This is a genomic window from Lysinibacillus sp. NPDC094177 (assembly GCF_050279145.1).
Lineage (GTDB): Bacteria > Bacillota > Bacilli > Bacillales_A > Planococcaceae > Lysinibacillus.
This window is the reverse complement of the sequence record NZ_JBNNTW010000009.1, coordinates 161,044-178,465: the sequence shown is the minus strand read 5'-3', so window position 1 is coordinate 178,465 and position 17,422 is coordinate 161,044. Positions and strand designations below refer to the sequence as shown.

20 protein-coding genes are annotated in these 17,422 nt (G+C 37.2%); 18 read left to right on the top strand and 2 right to left on the bottom strand.

The features are described 5' to 3' along the window. The first annotated feature begins 50 nt into the window (after window positions 1-50). The 11 genes from rpmH to ACQKNC_RS15745 all read left to right on the top strand — a co-directional run bounded on the left by rpmH (window position 51) and on the right by ACQKNC_RS15745 (window position 11,280). Window positions 51-185, top strand: a complete 135-nt coding sequence (rpmH, locus tag ACQKNC_RS15795; RefSeq protein ID WP_004233310.1) for a 50S ribosomal protein L34 — start codon at window positions 51-53, stop codon at window positions 183-185. A 101-nt stretch (window positions 186-286) separates the two neighbouring features. After that, a complete protein-coding gene (gene rnpA / locus ACQKNC_RS15790; protein ID WP_427425741.1) occupies window positions 287-631 on the top strand; it encodes a ribonuclease P protein component in 345 nt (114 codons plus the stop codon). 301 nt (window positions 632-932) lie between these two features. Next, window positions 933-1,703, top strand: a complete 771-nt coding sequence (gene yidC / locus ACQKNC_RS15785; RefSeq protein WP_427425740.1) for a membrane protein insertase YidC — start codon at window positions 933-935, stop codon at window positions 1,701-1,703. Then, window positions 1,700-2,509, top strand: coding sequence for an RNA-binding cell elongation regulator Jag/EloR (gene jag, locus ACQKNC_RS15780; protein ID WP_427425739.1), 810 nt, complete (start codon window positions 1,700-1,702; stop codon window positions 2,507-2,509). The genes yidC and jag overlap by 4 nt, the downstream gene beginning before the upstream one ends. A 540-nt stretch (window positions 2,510-3,049) precedes the next feature. Continuing rightward, window positions 3,050-4,435, top strand: a complete 1,386-nt coding sequence (mnmE, locus tag ACQKNC_RS15775; RefSeq protein WP_427425738.1) for a tRNA uridine-5-carboxymethylaminomethyl(34) synthesis GTPase MnmE — start codon at window positions 3,050-3,052, stop codon at window positions 4,433-4,435. 28 nt (window positions 4,436-4,463) lie between these two features. Further along, entirely contained in the window at window positions 4,464-6,359 is a 1,896-nt protein-coding gene (gene mnmG, locus ACQKNC_RS15770; RefSeq protein WP_427425737.1) for a tRNA uridine-5-carboxymethylaminomethyl(34) synthesis enzyme MnmG, read from the top strand. A gap of 348 nt (window positions 6,360-6,707) precedes the next feature. Beyond that, window positions 6,708-7,424 (top strand): 16S rRNA (guanine(527)-N(7))-methyltransferase RsmG, encoded by a 717-nt coding sequence (rsmG, locus tag ACQKNC_RS15765; protein WP_427425736.1) that lies wholly within the window; start codon window positions 6,708-6,710, stop codon window positions 7,422-7,424. Between the two features lie 180 nt (window positions 7,425-7,604). Further along, window positions 7,605-8,504, top strand: a complete 900-nt coding sequence (noc, locus tag ACQKNC_RS15760) for a nucleoid occlusion protein (RefSeq protein ID WP_427425735.1) — start codon at window positions 7,605-7,607, stop codon at window positions 8,502-8,504. A 378-nt stretch (window positions 8,505-8,882) separates the two neighbouring features. Further along, window positions 8,883-9,644 carry a ParA family protein gene (locus tag ACQKNC_RS15755; RefSeq protein ID WP_049662596.1) on the top strand — a complete coding sequence of 254 codons (762 nt, stop codon included), beginning with the start codon at window positions 8,883-8,885 and terminating at the stop codon, window positions 9,642-9,644. Further along, window positions 9,637-10,485, top strand: coding sequence for a ParB/RepB/Spo0J family partition protein (locus tag ACQKNC_RS15750; protein WP_427425734.1), 849 nt, complete (start codon window positions 9,637-9,639; stop codon window positions 10,483-10,485). The genes ACQKNC_RS15755 and ACQKNC_RS15750 overlap by 8 nt, the downstream gene beginning before the upstream one ends. Before the next feature lie 78 nt (window positions 10,486-10,563). Continuing rightward, on the top strand, window positions 10,564-11,280 hold the full coding sequence (locus ACQKNC_RS15745) for a DUF554 domain-containing protein (protein WP_427425733.1): 717 nt from the start codon (window positions 10,564-10,566) through the stop codon (window positions 11,278-11,280). Here ACQKNC_RS15745 and yyaC read toward each other — a convergent pair. After that, window positions 11,197-11,829: a spore protease YyaC gene (gene yyaC / locus ACQKNC_RS15740; protein ID WP_427425732.1), complete on the bottom strand. Its 633-nt coding sequence runs from the start codon at window positions 11,827-11,829 to the stop codon at window positions 11,197-11,199. The genes ACQKNC_RS15745 and yyaC overlap by 84 nt on opposite strands. Before the next feature lie 93 nt (window positions 11,830-11,922). Between yyaC and ACQKNC_RS15735 the strand changes: the two genes are divergently transcribed. The 4 genes from ACQKNC_RS15735 (at window position 11,923) to ACQKNC_RS15720 (ending at window position 15,377) form a co-directional block, all read left to right on the top strand. Continuing rightward, entirely contained in the window at window positions 11,923-12,807 is an 885-nt protein-coding gene (locus tag ACQKNC_RS15735) for a mechanosensitive ion channel family protein (RefSeq protein ID WP_427425731.1), read from the top strand. A gap of 1 nt (window position 12,808) precedes the next feature. Beyond that, window positions 12,809-13,009, top strand: a complete 201-nt coding sequence (locus ACQKNC_RS15730) for a DUF951 domain-containing protein (protein WP_370044020.1) — start codon at window positions 12,809-12,811, stop codon at window positions 13,007-13,009. 147 nt (window positions 13,010-13,156) lie between these two features. Next, window positions 13,157-14,257 (top strand): redox-regulated ATPase YchF, encoded by a 1,101-nt coding sequence (gene ychF / locus ACQKNC_RS15725; RefSeq protein WP_049662606.1) that lies wholly within the window; start codon window positions 13,157-13,159, stop codon window positions 14,255-14,257. A gap of 79 nt (window positions 14,258-14,336) precedes the next feature. After that, window positions 14,337-15,377 (top strand): acyl-CoA dehydrogenase, encoded by a 1,041-nt coding sequence (locus tag ACQKNC_RS15720; protein ID WP_427425730.1) that lies wholly within the window; start codon window positions 14,337-14,339, stop codon window positions 15,375-15,377. Between the two features lie 71 nt (window positions 15,378-15,448). Here the strand turns inward: ACQKNC_RS15720 and ACQKNC_RS15715 are convergent, their stop codons facing one another. Next, on the bottom strand, window positions 15,449-16,006 hold the full coding sequence (locus ACQKNC_RS15715) for a DUF3267 domain-containing protein (protein ID WP_427425729.1): 558 nt from the start codon (window positions 16,004-16,006) through the stop codon (window positions 15,449-15,451). 173 nt (window positions 16,007-16,179) lie between these two features. On the opposite strand from ACQKNC_RS15715, the gene rpsF reads away from it, so the two are divergent. The 3 genes from rpsF to rpsR are packed head-to-tail and all read left to right on the top strand — an operon-like array spanning window position 16,180 to window position 17,356. Continuing rightward, on the top strand, window positions 16,180-16,467 hold the full coding sequence (gene rpsF / locus ACQKNC_RS15710) for a 30S ribosomal protein S6 (protein WP_068985806.1): 288 nt from the start codon (window positions 16,180-16,182) through the stop codon (window positions 16,465-16,467). A 44-nt stretch (window positions 16,468-16,511) separates the two neighbouring features. After that, window positions 16,512-17,081 carry a single-stranded DNA-binding protein gene (gene ssb, locus ACQKNC_RS15705; protein WP_402783889.1) on the top strand — a complete coding sequence of 190 codons (570 nt, stop codon included), beginning with the start codon at window positions 16,512-16,514 and terminating at the stop codon, window positions 17,079-17,081. A gap of 38 nt (window positions 17,082-17,119) precedes the next feature. Beyond that, window positions 17,120-17,356: a 30S ribosomal protein S18 gene (rpsR, locus tag ACQKNC_RS15700; RefSeq protein WP_049662616.1), complete on the top strand. Its 237-nt coding sequence runs from the start codon at window positions 17,120-17,122 to the stop codon at window positions 17,354-17,356. The last annotated feature ends 66 nt before the right edge of the window (window positions 17,357-17,422 follow it).

Genomic DNA, 17,422 nt, shown 5'->3' with positions numbered 1-17,422 from the left:
TCAGGTCTGTATGTTGAAAAATTCAACTCATTCAGGAGGTGTCTATATAAATGAAACGTACTTACCAACCAAAAAAACGTAAGCACAGCAAAGTTCACGGTTTCCGCGCACGTATGAGCACGAAAAACGGTCGTAAAGTTCTTGCTGCTCGCCGTCGTAAAGGAAGAAAAGTATTATCAGCATAAAATAAGTCCACTGAGACACATCAGTGGTCTTTTTTTTCTTTATTTTTGGTAAACCTAGAAATGAGGATCAAAAGATAATTATCTAGTAGCAGGTGAAAGTAATGAAAAAACGCCAACGAGTGAAAAAAAACGATGATTTTCAAAAGGTGTTTAAAAAGGGTAAATCTTTCGCTAATCGGCAGTTTGTCGTATATTTTTTTGAAAAAGAGGGACAAACAGAATTTCGTGTAGGATTATCGGTTAGCAAAAAGCTTGGGAATGCGGTAACACGCAATCAGATCAAACGCTATATTCGACAAAGTATTCATGAATTAAAGGATGAACTAAAGCCGAATATGGACTATGTTATTATCGCCAGACAACCGGCGGCCACTATGGATTTCCATGAAATAAAACAAAGTTTGCAGCATGTACTACGAATCGCAAAAGTATTGAAGAAAGCGTAATATAGATGGCAACCAAAGTGGTGAAATAACGCCTTTATCTAAGAAGCGTTTATTCGCAAAAGTGAAGTCATAGAAAATACGTATAGGGGTATTTTGAAATGAAGTTTCACTGCAATATATGAAAAATTAGTAACATTACTTAGTAAATTTGTGCACATTGTTAGAATATTTAGTAGAGTGAAACGTTATTTGCATGATAAAATAACTGATAACTTTATTCAGTAGCAGGAAACTGTAAATGTATAAAGAAGAACGCATATAGTTTTAGAAAAAGTGAATAGTATTTGTAGGGGGAAAAAGGTTGAAGAAACAACTTTGGGTAATTCTGTCGCTAGCATCTGTAGCATTACTACTATCTGGTTGTTCAGAATTCAAAGAACCAATCTCCAAAGAAAGCACAGGCTTCTGGAATGAATTCATTGTTTGGCCTTTAGTATCAGTGATAAAATACTTCGCTGATTTGCTTGGTTCATATGCATGGGGGATCATTGTTGTAACGATTATCATTCGTTTAGCAATTCTGCCGTTGATGATTAAACAAACAAAGAACGCTAAAAAAATGCAAGAAGTTCAGCCGAAATTGAAGGAATTGCAGAAGAAGTACGCTTCTAAGGATGCACAGACACAGCAACAGTATCAGAAAGAAATGATGAAGTTAATGAGTGAGTCAGGTGTTAACCCACTTGCTGGATGTTTACCTGTAATCATTCAAATGCCAATTTTAATTGGTTTCTATCATGCGATTAGTCGTATGAATGCTACATCTACTTTTGATTTAGGGAATTTCTTTATTTTCCCGTTAGCAGATCCTGCACCGGCATTAGCGATTACTGCTGGTGTAATGCAATTTATCGTTTTACGTACGGGTCCAGCGATGGATAACCCTCAAATGAAAATAATGATGTATATTATGCCATTTATGATTATTTCTTTCGGTATGGCATTACCAGCAGCATTATCACTATACTGGGTAATCGGTAACATTATTTCGATTGCTCAAAACCTGTTTATTTACAAACCTTGGGAAAAAAATAAAACACAACCTGCTCAAAATGGAGGGGCTAAAAAGTGAAACAACTTACGCAAATAGGCGCAACAACACAAGAAGCGATCTCATTGGCGTTACAGAAACTTGGCAAAACCCGTGAACAAGTAGATGTTGAAGTTTTACAAGAAGGTAAAAAAGGATTTTTAGGTTTTGGGGCACGATCTGCAGAAGTTCGTGTAACAGTAAAGGAAGTACATGTTCGACCAACAATTGAAGCAGAAAAGGCTGAACCGCAAAAAACGACTCAATTTGTCGAACCAACAGTAATAAATGATGTTGAAACAATAAGTTCACAAGTTTCTGGACAATCAAGTGATATCGAAGCTGTTCAACAAGTTGTAGAGGAACAAAAAGAGGAAGAAGAAACCTCGGTAAACCCAATTGAAGATGCAAAGTCTTATTTAGTAAATATTGCTGAACAATTGGATATTCATGATCTTGAAATTGAGACGACACGAGAAGGAAAATATGTATTATTTCAACTGAAAAGCGAGAAAGCTGCACTACTAATAGGAAAACGTGGTCAAACATTAAATTCCTTGCAGCAATTAACACAACTTGTGTTAAATAAAAGTGCCAAGCAGTTCTTAATGGTGAAATTAGACGTAGAAAACTATCGTGAACGTCGTCAAGAAGCTTTGGAGTTACTGGCAGATCGTATGGCAGATAAAGCACTTCGCTTAAATGAGCGTGTGGCATTTGAACCAATGCAGTCATACGAAAGAAAGATTATTCATAATCAATTGGCAAATCGCCTTGATATTGAAACATATTCAGAAGGAACGGAGCCCAATCGTTATTTAGTCATTGAACCTGTAAAGAACGATTAAACTTCGTAAAAAAACATACAGACAAAGCTAAAGTCATTTTATCGTCATGATAAAATGACTTTTTTATGTTGTTGAAAACAAAATGGTCAAGGGAATCTTTGTGAATGTTGTGGTGCTTCAGATGATGGTGATTTCTGTTCCAGGCTACTCGCTTTGTCGCTGACGCTTCGCTTTCGCACAGTTAAAACATTGTCGCTGACGCTTCGCTTTCGCACAAAGCAAAGCTTCCTGTGGGCGAGCAACGCGAGTGAAGCGGGTAATCGGACGCCCCCAGGAAAGTGCTCAGTCGGAACGGAAATCAATTCTAGTGCCGAAGAACATACTTTATCATTGGCACGATAGTTTTTTTGATCTAGTATGAACGCTCTAGCATTCGCAATTTTTGTCCAAATACGTGCTATAATGTTAAGCTTTCTTATTATCCACAATTGGAAATTATCCTTACTTTAGATTTTGCAGAAAATATGTTAGTCTAAGGTGTTAGTAAGTATTGGTCGGTTTTATTTATCCACATGTGGATAACGTTAAGGAGGTCATTAAATGGAGTTCGATACAATTGCTGCGATATCCACACCTATGGGTGAAGGAGCTATTGCTATTGTTCGTTTAAGTGGGGATGAAGCAGTCGCAATTGCAGATAAAATATTCAGATCGCCTGGTGGGAAAAGTTTAACAACGAAGGCTTCACATACAATTCATTATGGACATTTGGTCGATCCAAAAACAAATGAGATTGTTGAGGAAGTAATGCTGTCATTAATGCGCGGACCTAAAACATTCACTCGTGAGGATGTAATAGAAATTAACTGTCACGGGGGACTAGTTTCGGTGAACCGTGTATTAAAGCTAGCATTAACAAATGGAGCAAGACTCGCAGAACCAGGTGAATTTACAAAACGCGCATTCTTAAATGGACGCATCGATTTATCACAGGCTGAAGCAGTCATGGATTTAATAAGAGCGAAAACTGATAGAGCGATGAATGTAGCGTTGGGGCAAATGGATGGCAAATTATCGCGTTTAATTGGTGACTTACGCCAAGCATTACTAGAGACATTAGCGCAAGTAGAGGTTAATATAGATTATCCAGAGTATGATGATGTAGAAGAGATGACAGTACCAGTATTAGTAGAAAAATGTACATGGGTACGAAATGAAATTATTAAACTTTTGCAAACATCTTCTCAGGGAAAAATATTACGTGAGGGTCTATCAACTGTTATTTTAGGCCGCCCAAACGTTGGGAAATCTTCTCTTTTAAATAGTTTAGTACAGGAGAATAAGGCCATTGTGACAGATATAGCAGGTACAACTCGTGATATTATAGAAGAGTACGTGAATGTACGTGGTGTTCCGCTTCGTTTAGTCGATACAGCTGGTATTCGAGAGACAGAGGATATTGTTGAACGGATTGGTGTTGAACGTTCACGTGAGGCGTTGCGTGGCGCAGATTTAATTTTATTTGTTTTAAACTACGCAGAGGAATTGACTGCCGAGGATGAGCGTCTTTTCGAAACAATTAAAGCGATGGATTACATCGTTATTGTCAATAAAACAGATCTACCGCAAAAAATTAATTTAGCACGTGTCCAAGAGCTAGCAGGTAATCATCGAGTTGTGACAACTTCTCTTTTACAGGAAGAGGGTATCACAGAGTTAGAGGAAGCGATTGCCGCGTTATTCTTTGAAGGGCAAATTGAAGCGGGCGATTTAACATATGTTTCAAATGCAAGACATATTGCATTACTTCATCAAGCACAAGCAACGGTCGAGGATGCATTAGCTGGAGCACAAGCTGGTGTACCTGTTGATATGGTGCAAATAGATGTTACAAGAACATGGGAAATACTTGGTGAAATTATCGGCGACACAGTACAAGAAAGCCTAATCAATCAGTTATTTTCACAGTTCTGCTTAGGAAAATAATTTTATTAAAGAAAGGAAGATACGAGCTATGCCAACAAATTATGAGGCAGGCACGTTTGATGTTATCGTAATTGGCGCAGGTCACGCAGGTTCTGAAGCTGCACATTCTGCTGCCAAAATGGGTGCTAACACACTGATGTTAACAATCAATTTAGATATGATTGCATTTATGCCATGCAATCCTTCCATTGGTGGTCCTGCCAAAGGAATCGTAGTACGAGAAATTGACGCATTAGGTGGCGTCATGGGGAAAGTTATTGATAAAACGCATATCCAAATGCGTATGTTAAATACAGGGAAAGGTCCTGCTGTGCGTGCATTACGTGCACAAGCGGACAAAGTTTTATACCAACAAGAAATGAAACGCATCTTGGAGGAAACTGAAAACTTGACAATTCAGCAAGGAATGGTTGAAGAGTTAATAATTGAAGACGGGGAAGTAAAAGGTGTTATTACGCAAATTGGTGCTATATACCGCGCTAAAACAGTTGTTATCACAACAGGTACATTCCTTCGTGGTGAAATCATTATTGGTGACGTAAAGTATTCAAGTGGGCCTAACAACCAACAACCGTCAATTCGTTTAGCTGATAACTTAAAAGAGCTTGGTTTTGACCTTGTGCGTTTTAAAACAGGTACTCCACCACGAGTGAATAACCGTACAATTGATTATGATAAAACAGAGATTCAACCAGGAGATGATGTTCCACGTGCATTCAGCTTTGAAACAACTGAATTCATCATGGATCAGCTACCTTGCTGGTTAACTTATACAAGCCCAGAAACACATGAAATTATTGAGGCAAACCTACATCTTTCACCGATGTACTCAGGGATGATTAAAGGTACAGGTCCGCGTTATTGCCCTTCTATTGAAGACAAGGTTGTGCGATTTAACGATAAACCGCGCCACCAAATTTTCTTAGAGCCAGAAGGTCGTAATACACGCGAAGTATATGTACAAGGTTTATCAACTAGCTTACCAGAGCATGTACAAACACGTTTACTAAAATCAATTCCTGGCTTAGAAAAAGCAGAAATGATGCGTGCTGGCTATGCTATCGAGTACGATGCAATCGTGCCAACACAATTGTGGCCAACTTTAGAAACAAAACGTATTAAAGGTTTATATACTGCTGGTCAAATCAACGGAACATCTGGTTACGAGGAAGCGGCTGCTCAAGGCTTAATGGCTGGGATAAATGCTGCTGCTAATGTACTTGGTAAACAAGAACTAATCTTAAGTCGATCAGATGCTTATATTGGTGTATTAATTGATGATCTAGTAACAAAGGGAACAAATGAACCATATCGCTTACTAACATCTCGTGCAGAATATCGTTTACTACTTCGTCATGATAACGCTGATTTACGTTTGGTAGAGCTAGGTTATAATGTGGGAATGATTACTGAAGGAAGATATGCAACTTTCAATGAGAAAAAAGAGCTAATTGAAAACGAAATTGCACGTCTTCGTGAAGTTATTATTAAACCAAATGAAGCAACACAAGCTACTATTCGCTCTGTAGGTGGCAGTGAGCTTAAAGATGGTATTCGTGGAGCAGATTTATTAAAGCGTACAGAAATGCATTATGATTTAATTTCTTCGTTAATTCCAGCAGACATAGAGCTTTCGGATGAAGTGAAGGAACAAATTGAAATTCAGCTTAAATATGAAGGTTATATAGAAAAAGCATTGCAACAAGTTGAAAAGCTTCATAAAATGGAAAATAAAAAAATCCCTGAAAATATTGATTATGACGCTATTTCAGGTCTAGCAACAGAAGCTCGACAAAAATTAAAACAAGTTACACCACTTTCCATTGCCCAAGCATCGCGAATCTCTGGTGTAAACCCAGCAGATATTTCAATATTACTTGTTTATATTGAGCAAGGTAAAATTGCACGCGTCAGCGGCGAATAATTAAGGACAGTTAAGTGAATAAGAGGCGGGCATACCTATGTGCCCGCTTCCTATTTTTAGTCACTTTTCAGCGGGTGTCCAAGCATCTACTGAAATAGAGGAACTCAGTCTAAGAACGCCACGTCCTGTGGCAACGACTGAGTGACCAACTTCATGTAGTTGCTGTCGCTTCGCTTTCGCACAAAAAACATCTGCAAGCCTAAGCACAAAGCCGATTCTGGACGCAATTATGCCGAGGCATAATTGATGGCTATGCTATTTTTACATAGTTGATTTTAGGAGCGAGCGAATACATGCTTACAAGTCAATATAGGGATAGTAAAGCCATATAGAAAAAGGAGACTTTACATGAACGAACAACAATTTATAGAGGCTTTAAAGGAGAAGGGCATCGAACTTTCTGAAAAACAGATTGCTCAATTCAAAAAATACTTTGAGTTACTTGTTGAGTGGAATGAAAAGATGAACTTAACGGCTATTACCGACTTAGAAGGTGTTTATTTAAAACACTTTTATGATTCCATTAGTGCCTCTTTCTATTTTGATTTTTCAAAAGTGACGACAGTGTGTGATGTTGGAGCAGGTGCCGGTTTCCCAAGTATTCCAATTAAAATCTGTTTCCCACATTTACATGTAACAATTGTCGATTCTTTAAATAAAAGAATTACATTTTTAAATCATTTAAGTGATGAGTTACAATTAGAGAATATGCATTTTGTACATGCCCGTGCTGAGGAATTTGCTCAAAATGCGAAATATCGTGAGCAGTTTGATGTTGTAACAGCTCGTGCAGTAGCCCGATTATCGGTCTTATCAGAATTATGTGTACCACTAGCAAAACAAGGTGGCTATTTTGTTGCTTTAAAAGCAGCAGCTGGTGCAGAAGAGTTAAAAGATGCAAAAAAAGCATTGGCAACATTAGGAGCTGCACTAAAAGAAGAATTTTCTTTCCTGCTACCTGTTGAAGAAAGTGACCGCACTTTATATATCTTTGATAAAATAAAAGGAACACCGAAAAAATATCCGCGTAAACCAGGTGTACCAAATAAATCGCCGATTCAATAATTAGTGTTTCATGTGAAACTTCTCAAAGTAGAAAATATTTTTTCTATTTTGAGCATACATACTAGTTATGGATGGTTCACGCAAATGACATCTACGAACTATATACATTTTAAGAAATATAATAAATAATAATAGAAATGAAACAGAGCAAGATAGTTACTTAAAGGTGGTGCCACTTGGATGAAAAGTCCTTTTTCACGTTTTTTTGGAGGCGGGAATAAAACTGAGCCTATTGTGAAAAATGAAGTAGAACAAGCAGAGACGGTTCATGCAGCAGAAGAAGTTATAAAGCTGCCAATAGATCAAATTGTGCCTAACCGTTTTCAGCCACGTACTATTTTTGATGATGAAAAAATTGAAGAATTATCAAGAACCATTCATACGCATGGTGTAATTCAGCCAATTGTTGTACGTAAAACAGCAGAAAATCGATATGAAATCATTGCTGGTGAGCGTCGTTATCGAGCAATGAAAAAGCTACAATGGACAGAAGTTCCGGCAATTATAAGAAATTTAACTGATAAGGAAACAGCCTCTATCGCGTTAATTGAGAACCTACAGCGTGAGGAGTTAACAGCAATTGAAGAAGCAGTTGCCTATCAAAAACTATTAGAGCTGCATGAGCTTACACAAGAAGCTCTAGCCCAACGACTTGGAAAAGGACAATCCACGGTAGCCAATAAATTACGTTTATTAAAGCTGCCTGTAGAAGTGCAGCGAGCTATTATGAAGCGTGAAATCTCTGAACGACATGCACGTGCATTAATTGCAATTAAAGATCAGCCATTACAGCTAGAAGTTTTACAACAAACGATTGAAAATGATTGGAATGTTCGTCAGCTAGAAGAACAGATTTATTCTTTATTACATCCGGAGGCAGAAGCTCAAGAAGAAGCGGAGCCAAAGAAAGTAAAACCGAAACGTAAGGCCATTAGTAAAGACGTACGCATTGCTTTAAATACGATTAAACAATCGTTATCTATGGTAACAAAGAGCGGTATAACAGTTAAGACTGAAGAAGAAGACACAGAGGAATATTATCAAATTACAGTGAAAATACCTAAAAAGAAAAAGTCTTAGTACGTGGTGCAAAGTTATTTTTAAAAAATAATTAATTAATTTTTATATCTCATTACCAAATGTTGAGGGTGACATTTGGTCAAACGCATGCTGTTTAAATAAGTTGATTGGAGTGGAAACTGGGTGCCTCCAAGAAAGCGCTCGGTCTGAACGGAAATCAACCCCACATGATGGTCATAAGCCACTTTTATATCTTTATAAAAAGGAGACATCTCAGTAATCTTTCTGAGATGTCTCCTTTTTTGCATATATTCTTAATATTTTATACAACTATTTTCTGTTTTTTTGATAGAATGAAAGTAAGATAGAGTATTGAACAGTGATTTTACAAATGATTTGTCAAAGTGAACTTTGATAGATGAAAGCAGGTGCTTTTAAATGGGTAGAATTATAGCAATCGCCAATCAAAAGGGTGGCGTAGGAAAAACAACGACATCGGTCAATTTGAGCGCTTGTCTAGCATACTTAGGGAAGAAAGTGCTCTTAATCGATACTGATCCACAAGGAAATACAACAAGCGGACTTGGCGTTAATAAAGGAGAACTTCAAGGCTGCATCTATGATGTATTAATTGATGATGAAAACGTTGAAAATGTCATTCAACAAACAAATGTAGAAAACTTAGCAATCGTTCCAGCAACCATTTCACTAGCAGGAGCAGAAATTGAGTTAGTTTCGACAATTTCCAGAGAAGTACGTTTAAAGCATGCGCTTCAAGATGTAAAAGAAGACTATGATTATATTATTATTGATTGTCCGCCTTCGTTAGGGCTACTAACAATTAATGCTTTAACTGCTTCAGACGCGCTTATTATTCCTGTACAATGCGAATATTATGCACTAGAAGGGTTAAGTCAGCTATTATCAACTGTCCGTTTAGTGCAAAAACATTTAAATCAGCAATTATACATTGACGGTGTATTATTGACGATGCTTGATGCACGAACAAACCTAGGCTTACAAGTTATTGATGAAGTAAAAAAATATTTTCAAGATAAAGTATACAAAACTATAATTCCTCGTAATGTGCGATTAAGTGAGGCTCCAAGTCATGGGCAGCCAATTATCATTTATGACGCAAAATCAAGAGGTGCAGAAGTGTATTTAGAGATGGCGAGGGAAGTGATTAAAAATGGCTAAAGGTTTAGGAAGAGGCATTGGTGCATTATTTCCTGGAGAGTCTTTAGAACAAAGTGGGCAAGTGGAAGAAATACAATTAGAACTTATCGTCGCAAACCCATTTCAGCCTCGTAAAATCTTCGATGAAGAAACTTTACAAGAATTAGCGGACTCTATACAAGAACATGGTATTTTACAACCAATTGCTGTACGAAAAAAAGGACGTAAGTATGAAATTGTTGCTGGGGAACGCCGTTATAGAGCAACTCAATTAGCAGGGTTAGAGGTTATTCCAGCTATTATAAAAGAGCTATCAGATGCGCAAATGATGGAACTAGCTATTTTAGAAAATCTGCAGCGTGAAGATTTGACAGTTATTGAAGAGGCTGAGGCATATCAAAGCCTAATGGAAAACTTACATTTAACACAGGAGGAGCTATCCAGGCGATTAGGAAAGAGTAGACCACATATTGCCAACCATGTTCGTTTACTCGCATTACCAGAGGAAGTTCGTGAGTTTATGAACGATGGAACACTATCGATGGGACAAGGACGAGCATTACTTGGCTTGAAAAATAAAAGAAGAATATCTGAAGTGGCAAATAAGGTCATTAAACAAGGTTTAAATGTGCGGCAAGTTGAAATGTTAGTACACAGCTTAAATGAAGAAGTTTCACGTGAAACAACTCAGCCAAAGAAAAAGGATATTTTTGTTGCAGCTAAGGAATCACAATTGCGTGATCATTTTGGTACAAATGTACAAATTAGGAAAACTAATAATAAAGGAAAAATTGAAATTGAATTTTACTCTGAAGATGATTTAGAACGCATTTTAGAAATACTAAATTTACAGGAAGAGTAAGAGCAATATTAATAACGTAATCAGAGCGCCGAACTACAAGGCGCTCTCTATTTTTCTAGAGAGAAGGAAGGTTAGGACGTGGTATTACTAGGGGCATTAATTAACGCCATGCTTATTATGGCAGGTGCATTAGTAGGACGCATTTTCAAAAATATTCCTGAATCGATGAAGTCTACTGTTTTATCGATCATTGGTTTAGCAGTAGCACTTTTAGGGATTAAAATGGGCTTTGAGAGTGATAATTTTATTATTTTAATGATAAGTTTAGTAGTAGGTGCAGTAATTGGTGAGTGGTTAGATTTAGATAAGCAAATGAATAGAATTGGACAATGGGTAGAATCTTTATTCAGTAAAAATCGTACTGATAATAATCAAATTAGCATAGCGGAAGGTTTTGTAACGGCCTCTTTAATATTTGTAGTTGGTTCTATGGGCGTAATTGGTGCACTCGATAGTGGTCTGCGTAATGATCATAATGTACTGATTACGAAAGGATTAATCGATGGATTTATATCGATCATATTAACATCTACATTAGGTATTGGAGTGCTGTTATCTGCATTACCTGTATTCGTCTATCAAGGATTAATTGCACTTTTTGCAGGTGTTATCAGCTCTTTTATACCAGATGCTGCACTACAAATGTTTATTCATGAAATGACTGCTGTAGGCGGTGTTATGATTTTTGCCATTGGTTTAAATATTGCAGGCTTAACTAAGATCAAGGCTGCTAACTTGTTGCCAGGTATCATCGTTGTCGGTATTGTGGTTGCTATTTTCTATATTTTTCAATGAGTAACGATGTGCAGCGAGCAATAGAGCTCTTGAAAGTTTTTCAGCCATTGCATAGGAAATATGAAGTCTTGTATTTTGTAAAACAAGCATTTCCATAAAGCCTCCAACATTGACTATTCCTTTAATGGAAATGTCACCGATTGGAGGTAATTGTTTTTTTACAGCTTTTCCCGGAAAAATAGGTCCACTCTGTACAGAAATATGTCCAACATTTTGTTCACTTCCAAGACATGCATCAATCGCAATAATGAAAGGTTTTATAGTATGATTGTGTAGCTGTTGCATAGTAGTGTCTAAATTAAGAGCATGCAAAGGATTATCTAAAGAGCCTACAATTTCATATGGAAAACTAACAGACTTATTTAGGAAGCTACCTGTTAACGGCCCGAGTGTATCACCTGTACAACGGTCACTTCCAATACAACAGAAAATAAGGCGTTCATGATGAAAGGGTATATGTTCTAAAAATAATGTACTTAACTGCCAAACGGTATTTTTACTTTCATGATGAAGAGAATAAGGGAGTAACAATTTTGGTATAGTATTCATAAAAAAACTCACTTTCCTTTTTATTTGTAAGAAGTGCTCGATTTTTATGCAGTATACGCAAATTTTTAGCAAGTTATTCAAGAGGTGGTATTAATGGATTACTTTAATGAAAAGGTATTAAAGTACTATTGGGACAAGATGACGTCAGAGGAGTTGTGGCAAGAAGTAATAAATGCTTCAATTAAGATTACGATTATTTTGATAGCATCGTGGCTAGCTGTACGATTTGGTAAAAAATTTATTAAAAAAGTGTTTTTAATGCGAATGAGTTCACCTTTAAACCACTCAGAACGCCGACAAAAAACAATTTCAAGATTATTACAAAGTGTCATCTCCTATGTCGTTTATTTTTCAGCAATCATTGCTATTCTTTCTATCTTACACATTAAGATAGCAGGGTTATTGGCGGGAGCAGGGATTGTCGGTTTAGCCATTGGTTTCGGTGCACAGAGCTTAGTGAAGGATGTCATTACTGGATTCTTTATTATTTTTGAAGATCAATTTGGCGTTGGAGATTATATAAAAATAAATGCAGCAGAAGGAACTGTTGTAGAAATCGGTTTACGTACGACAAAGATTAATGGTTCTACAGGAGAGCAGTTTATTATTCCAAATGGTTCAATTGGTGAGGTTGTAAATTACTCTATAAATAACTCTAAAATTTTTATAGATTTACAAATGATGACTGATGCAGATTTTGAAAGGGCAGAAGCTATTATTAAAAAATATTTAGAAACTCTACCAGATATTCATAAAGAGCTTGTAGCAGTACCAGTCTTTTTAGGTGTACAAAGTGTTAAGGGTACAGAGGTAACTATTCGTATAGTCGCAGAAACATTGGCACAACAACAATATGGAGTGGCGCGTGCAATTCGTCGTGATGTTACAAGACTCTTTGAGGAAAATAATATACCAATGGCTCATCCGAAAATGATGTTGTATGGTATTAATGGAAAGAATGAGGGGGGGAGTGAATGATATGGAAGCGAAAAAATTTGGTCTAAATGATATCGTTGAAATGAAAAAACAGCATCCATGTGGCACAAATAAGTGGAAAATTATTCGTATGGGGGCAGATGTACGTATTAAATGCGAAGGCTGTCAGCATAGTGTCATGATTCCACGCCGCGAATTCGAGAAAAAAATGAAAAAGGTTTTAATTTCGGCTAGTGAAGACTAGCTTCGATGTGTATTAGACTTTTTATGAGTGAATCAATATAATAGATAGGGTTATACAGTGATTAATCTGTGAGGCATTCTGTAACCTCACAGTATCCGTTAGTACGGGAGCAAATTTGAACAGATCATAGAAAGGTTGTGTCCATTCATGGCATTAACAGCTGGAATCGTTGGTTTACCTAACGTTGGAAAATCAACATTATTTAACGCAATTACAAAAGCGGGCGCATTGGCTGCAAACTATCCATTCGCAACAATCGATCCAAACGTCGGTATTGTTGAAGTACCAGATGCACGTTTAGATAAATTAACAGAATTAGTAACACCTAAAAAAACAGTACCAACAGCATTTGAGTTCACAGATATTGCTGGGATCGTAAAAGGCGCTTCAAAGGGTGAAGGGTTAGGGAACAAATTCCTTGCTCATATTCGTGAAGTAGATGCAATTTGCCAAGTTGTACGTTGTTTTGTTGATGAAAATATTACGCACGTATCAGGTGGAGTAGATCCAATTGACGATATTGAGGTCATTAATTTAGAGCTTGCACTTGCTGATTTAGAATCTGTTGATAAGCGATTACAACGTGTTGGCAAAATGGCAAAGCAAAAAGACAAAGAAGCAATGATTGAAGAACCAATTCTTGTAAAAGTTAAAGAACAATTAGAAAACGGACGACCAGCACGTGCTGCAGAGCTTTCAGAAGACGAGCTAAAGGTTATTAAAGGACTTCATCTTTTAACAATTAAACCTATGCTTTATGTGGCGAACGTTTCAGAAGATGAAGTTGCTGACGCAGATAATAACGAATATGTGCAAAAGGTACGCGAGTATGCAGCTACTGAAGGAGCTCAAGTTATCACAATTTGTGCAAAAATTGAGGAAGAAATTTCTGAACTTGATGATGAAGAAAAAGCAATGTTCTTAGAAGAACTAGGCATTAAAGAATCTGGTTTAGACCAATTAATCCGTACTTCATATGATTTACTAGGGCTAGCAACTTATTTCACTGCTGGGGTACAAGAAGTACGTGCATGGACGTTCCGTAAAGGCATGAAGGCACCACAATGTGCTGGAGTCATTCATACAGATTTCGAACGTGGATTTATTCGTGCAGAAACAGTTGCTTTCGATGATTTAGTTGAAGCTGGATCTCAACCTGCTGCTAAAGAAGCTGGTAAAGTACGTCTTGAAGGTAAAGAGTATGTCGTGCAAGACGGCGATATTATGTTATTCCGTTTTAATGTGTAAAATACAAAAAAAGGCAATCTTTTTATGGATTGCCTTTTTTGTATATGTACTTATCTGAATTTTCAATCCGGAGGTTAGTATGAACATATTACAAATAAAAGATCGTGGTTTAGAAATTGAGCAGCTAGGTAGATTACCAGAAGATATATTAGAGCTTATTTATGAGCATCAATTGTTTAAGTTATTCACAGCCAAGGAATTAGGCGGTAAAGATTTAGATCTACTAGAGGGCATTAAAGTATTCCAACAGATGTCTGCACTTGATGGCAATTTTGGCTGGCTTGTCACAATAGGGACAGGTGGAAACGCATTTATTCCAACATTGAACAAAGAGGTTTGTGAAAAAATATTTTTACCAAGAAATGCAGTCATAGCAGGTAGCGGCTATCCCACGGGCACAGCAGTAAAAATAGATGGGGGTTATCGTGTAACAGGTCAATGGAAGTATTGTAGTGGAGCAGATTATGCTACAACTTTTACGATGAATTGCTTTGTTGAGAATGAGGGTATTAGAACAGATGAAATCATTAGTTGCTCAGTGAATGTTGATCAAGTAGAGGTTCTTAACGATTGGCGAGCAATGGGCTTAAAAGCGACAGCTAGTCATACGATTCGTCTGCAAAATGTTTGGGTGCCACAAGAGGAAACGTTCCAATTGGGCACAATTAAAAACAAGTATGAAAGTGCAGTACATAGTTTTCCGTTTGGCGCATTTGCGGAAGCTTCTTTTTTAAGTGTTTGCCTTGGGATAACAGAAAACTTCTTAGAAGAGACAGCTATTTTAGTAAAGGATAGAAACCATGACCCAAGCCGTACTGAACGTATGGGTGCCATACAATTTTTATTGATGCAGCAACAGAAGAACTTTAGACAGCTTGAAGAGCAATTTTATTTAATGTTGAATAAATACTGGCAAAAACATAAAGAAGGTCATGAGTTGGTTGATGAAGAACTACAACTATTTTCACGAATGAGTAAAGATATTGCAGCAGCTTGTGTAGACATTACCAATAGTTTAATACGTAGACTTGGTATGGATGCAATTACGGAGACATCTTCGATTAATCGTATTTGGAGAAATTTATATACGGCTGCACAGCATGGTTTTTTAACGCCATAACTTTGTTTCAATAATAGAATCTGCTTGGATTCAAGCAGATTCTATTTGTAAGATGACTTCCCTCAAAGTTATCACTTTTCATCAGGCATATATACATAAAGCTTAGGTAAATGAGGATCATCCTTTATTAACGCATTTTTGGGATATTTGCGCAATTCTTTATACATGGAAAAATCACCTATAGCTCCAGCTATTAAAAAAGCCCCCACTAATACTAAAACAGTACTGTTAAAGTAGAAACCAGCAATTGTCGGGAGGACACCGGTTGTCCAGAACGGAAGTAATAAAGCTTTTTTCATTGCATGATTTGGTAACGGTTGATCGGTTGTTGCGTACGCTATGCCAAGTTCTAAATTCAGGCCATATTTTAACGATTTAAAGGGCACGCCTCCGAAGACCATAAAACCAATTAAATGAAAGGCTTCATGTAAGACGATGAAAACAATATACAGAATGACAAAAAGAATGGATCCAATAATCATATTCCAAAATGAAAAATCAAAGTCTTTTAAGCAAATATATTGAATAGCTACAAATAATATGACAAGACCACTTGTGATAACAATATTGTCCATCATTAGTTTTTTTATATCCAACTCTATTACGATTGGTTCTTTATCTGGTAGCATGAAAGATCCTCCTTTCATTCATGAATTAAGTTCATTATATAGAAAGAATTGTTTGTTTGCGACTTGAAAGACATGCGTCTATATGTTACAATTCATTGATGTGAGTAATATTATTACTTGCTCCTTGCTCCCTGTGTACAGGAGAGCCTAAGTCCATAAGGAGGTGTAAACAGATGAGAAAATACGAATTAATGTACATCGTACGTCCGAACATTGAAGACGAAGCGAAGAAAGCTTTAGTTGAACGTTTCAACGAAATCTTAACTTCTAACGGTGCAGAAGTCATCGAATCAAAAGAGTGGGGCAAACGCCGCTTAGCTTATGAAATTCAAGACTTCCGCGAAGGTTTCTACCAAATCGTGAAAGTAAACGCTACTTCAGATGCAATTAACGAATACACACGTCTTGCTAACATCAGCGAAGATATCATTCGTCACATTGCGGTTCGCCAAGAAGCGTAATTATTTATTTTTAACAAAATGCTGAAAAGGAGGTTGCATTTCTGATGATAAACCGTGTCGTATTAGTTGGAAGACTAACAAAAGATCCTGAGCTACGCTATACGCCTAATGGTATTGCGTCTACAAGATTTACAGTTGCTGTGAATCGAACATTCTCAAACCAACAAGGTGATCGCGAAGCTGATTTCATTAGCTGTGTTGCTTGGCGCAAACAGGCTGAAAACCTTGCGAACTTCATGCGAAAAGGAAGTTTAATTGGAGTGGAAGGCCGCATTCAAACAGGCAGTTATGAAGGACAAGATGGTAAACGAGTATACACAACAGATGTAGTGGCAGATAGCGTACAGTTTTTAGAACCTCGTAATGGCGGCGGTGCTCCTGCATCACCTCAATACGGTGGACAGACATACGGTAATAACCAACCGTCATATGGCGGTGGTCAACCACAACAACAGTTTGGTGGTGCTATGCCAGGGCAGGGTTCATTTGGCGGCGATGCTTATCAGCAAAATCAACCACCTATGAATCAGCCGAATTATACACGTGTAGATGAGGATCCATTTGCTAATAGCAAAGGACCGATAGAAGTATCTGAGGATGATTTACCGTTCTAATACTTCTAAAATAAAAAATGATAAGGAGGAGACACACTATGGCACCACGTCGCGGAGGCCGCAAACGCCGTAAAGTTTGCTACTTCACTGCTAATAACATTACGAATATCGACTATAAAGATGTAGATTTATTAAAAAAATTCATCTCTGAGCGCGGTAAAATCTTACCACGTCGCGTAACTGGCACTAGCGCTAAGTACCAACGTAAATTAACTTCAGCTATCAAAGTTTCTCGTATCATGGGATTACTTCCATTCGTAGCAGAAGACAAATAAGATATAAATAAAGGCACAACAAGGTTTAATCGCTTTGGTTGTGCTTTTTTTATTTGTAAAATCAGG

What these genes read in the sequence shown, in the direction of transcription:
- rpmH (WP_004233310.1), top strand. Translation starts at nt 51, where the DNA reads ATGAAACGTACTTACCAACCAAAAAAACGTAAGCACAGCAAAGTTCAC.
- rnpA (WP_427425741.1), top strand. Translation starts at nt 287, where the DNA reads ATGAAAAAACGCCAACGAGTGAAAAAAAACGATGATTTTCAAAAGGTG.
- mnmE (WP_427425738.1), top strand. Translation starts at nt 3,050, where the DNA reads ATGGAGTTCGATACAATTGCTGCGATATCCACACCTATGGGTGAAGGA.
- mnmG (WP_427425737.1), top strand. Translation starts at nt 4,464, where the DNA reads ATGCCAACAAATTATGAGGCAGGCACGTTTGATGTTATCGTAATTGGC.
- rsmG (WP_427425736.1), top strand. Translation starts at nt 6,708, where the DNA reads ATGAACGAACAACAATTTATAGAGGCTTTAAAGGAGAAGGGCATCGAA.
- noc (WP_427425735.1), top strand. Translation starts at nt 7,605, where the DNA reads ATGAAAAGTCCTTTTTCACGTTTTTTTGGAGGCGGGAATAAAACTGAG.
- ACQKNC_RS15755 (WP_049662596.1), top strand. Translation starts at nt 8,883, where the DNA reads ATGGGTAGAATTATAGCAATCGCCAATCAAAAGGGTGGCGTAGGAAAA.
- ACQKNC_RS15750 (WP_427425734.1), top strand. Translation starts at nt 9,637, where the DNA reads ATGGCTAAAGGTTTAGGAAGAGGCATTGGTGCATTATTTCCTGGAGAG.
- yyaC (WP_427425732.1), bottom strand. Translation starts at nt 11,829, where the DNA reads ATGAATACTATACCAAAATTGTTACTCCCTTATTCTCTTCATCATGAA.
- ACQKNC_RS15735 (WP_427425731.1), top strand. Translation starts at nt 11,923, where the DNA reads ATGGATTACTTTAATGAAAAGGTATTAAAGTACTATTGGGACAAGATG.
- ACQKNC_RS15730 (WP_370044020.1), top strand. Translation starts at nt 12,809, where the DNA reads ATGGAAGCGAAAAAATTTGGTCTAAATGATATCGTTGAAATGAAAAAA.
- ychF (WP_049662606.1), top strand. Translation starts at nt 13,157, where the DNA reads ATGGCATTAACAGCTGGAATCGTTGGTTTACCTAACGTTGGAAAATCA.
- ACQKNC_RS15720 (WP_427425730.1), top strand. Translation starts at nt 14,337, where the DNA reads ATGAACATATTACAAATAAAAGATCGTGGTTTAGAAATTGAGCAGCTA.
- ACQKNC_RS15715 (WP_427425729.1), bottom strand. Translation starts at nt 16,006, where the DNA reads ATGCTACCAGATAAAGAACCAATCGTAATAGAGTTGGATATAAAAAAA.
- rpsF (WP_068985806.1), top strand. Translation starts at nt 16,180, where the DNA reads ATGAGAAAATACGAATTAATGTACATCGTACGTCCGAACATTGAAGAC.
- ssb (WP_402783889.1), top strand. Translation starts at nt 16,512, where the DNA reads ATGATAAACCGTGTCGTATTAGTTGGAAGACTAACAAAAGATCCTGAG.
- rpsR (WP_049662616.1), top strand. Translation starts at nt 17,120, where the DNA reads ATGGCACCACGTCGCGGAGGCCGCAAACGCCGTAAAGTTTGCTACTTC.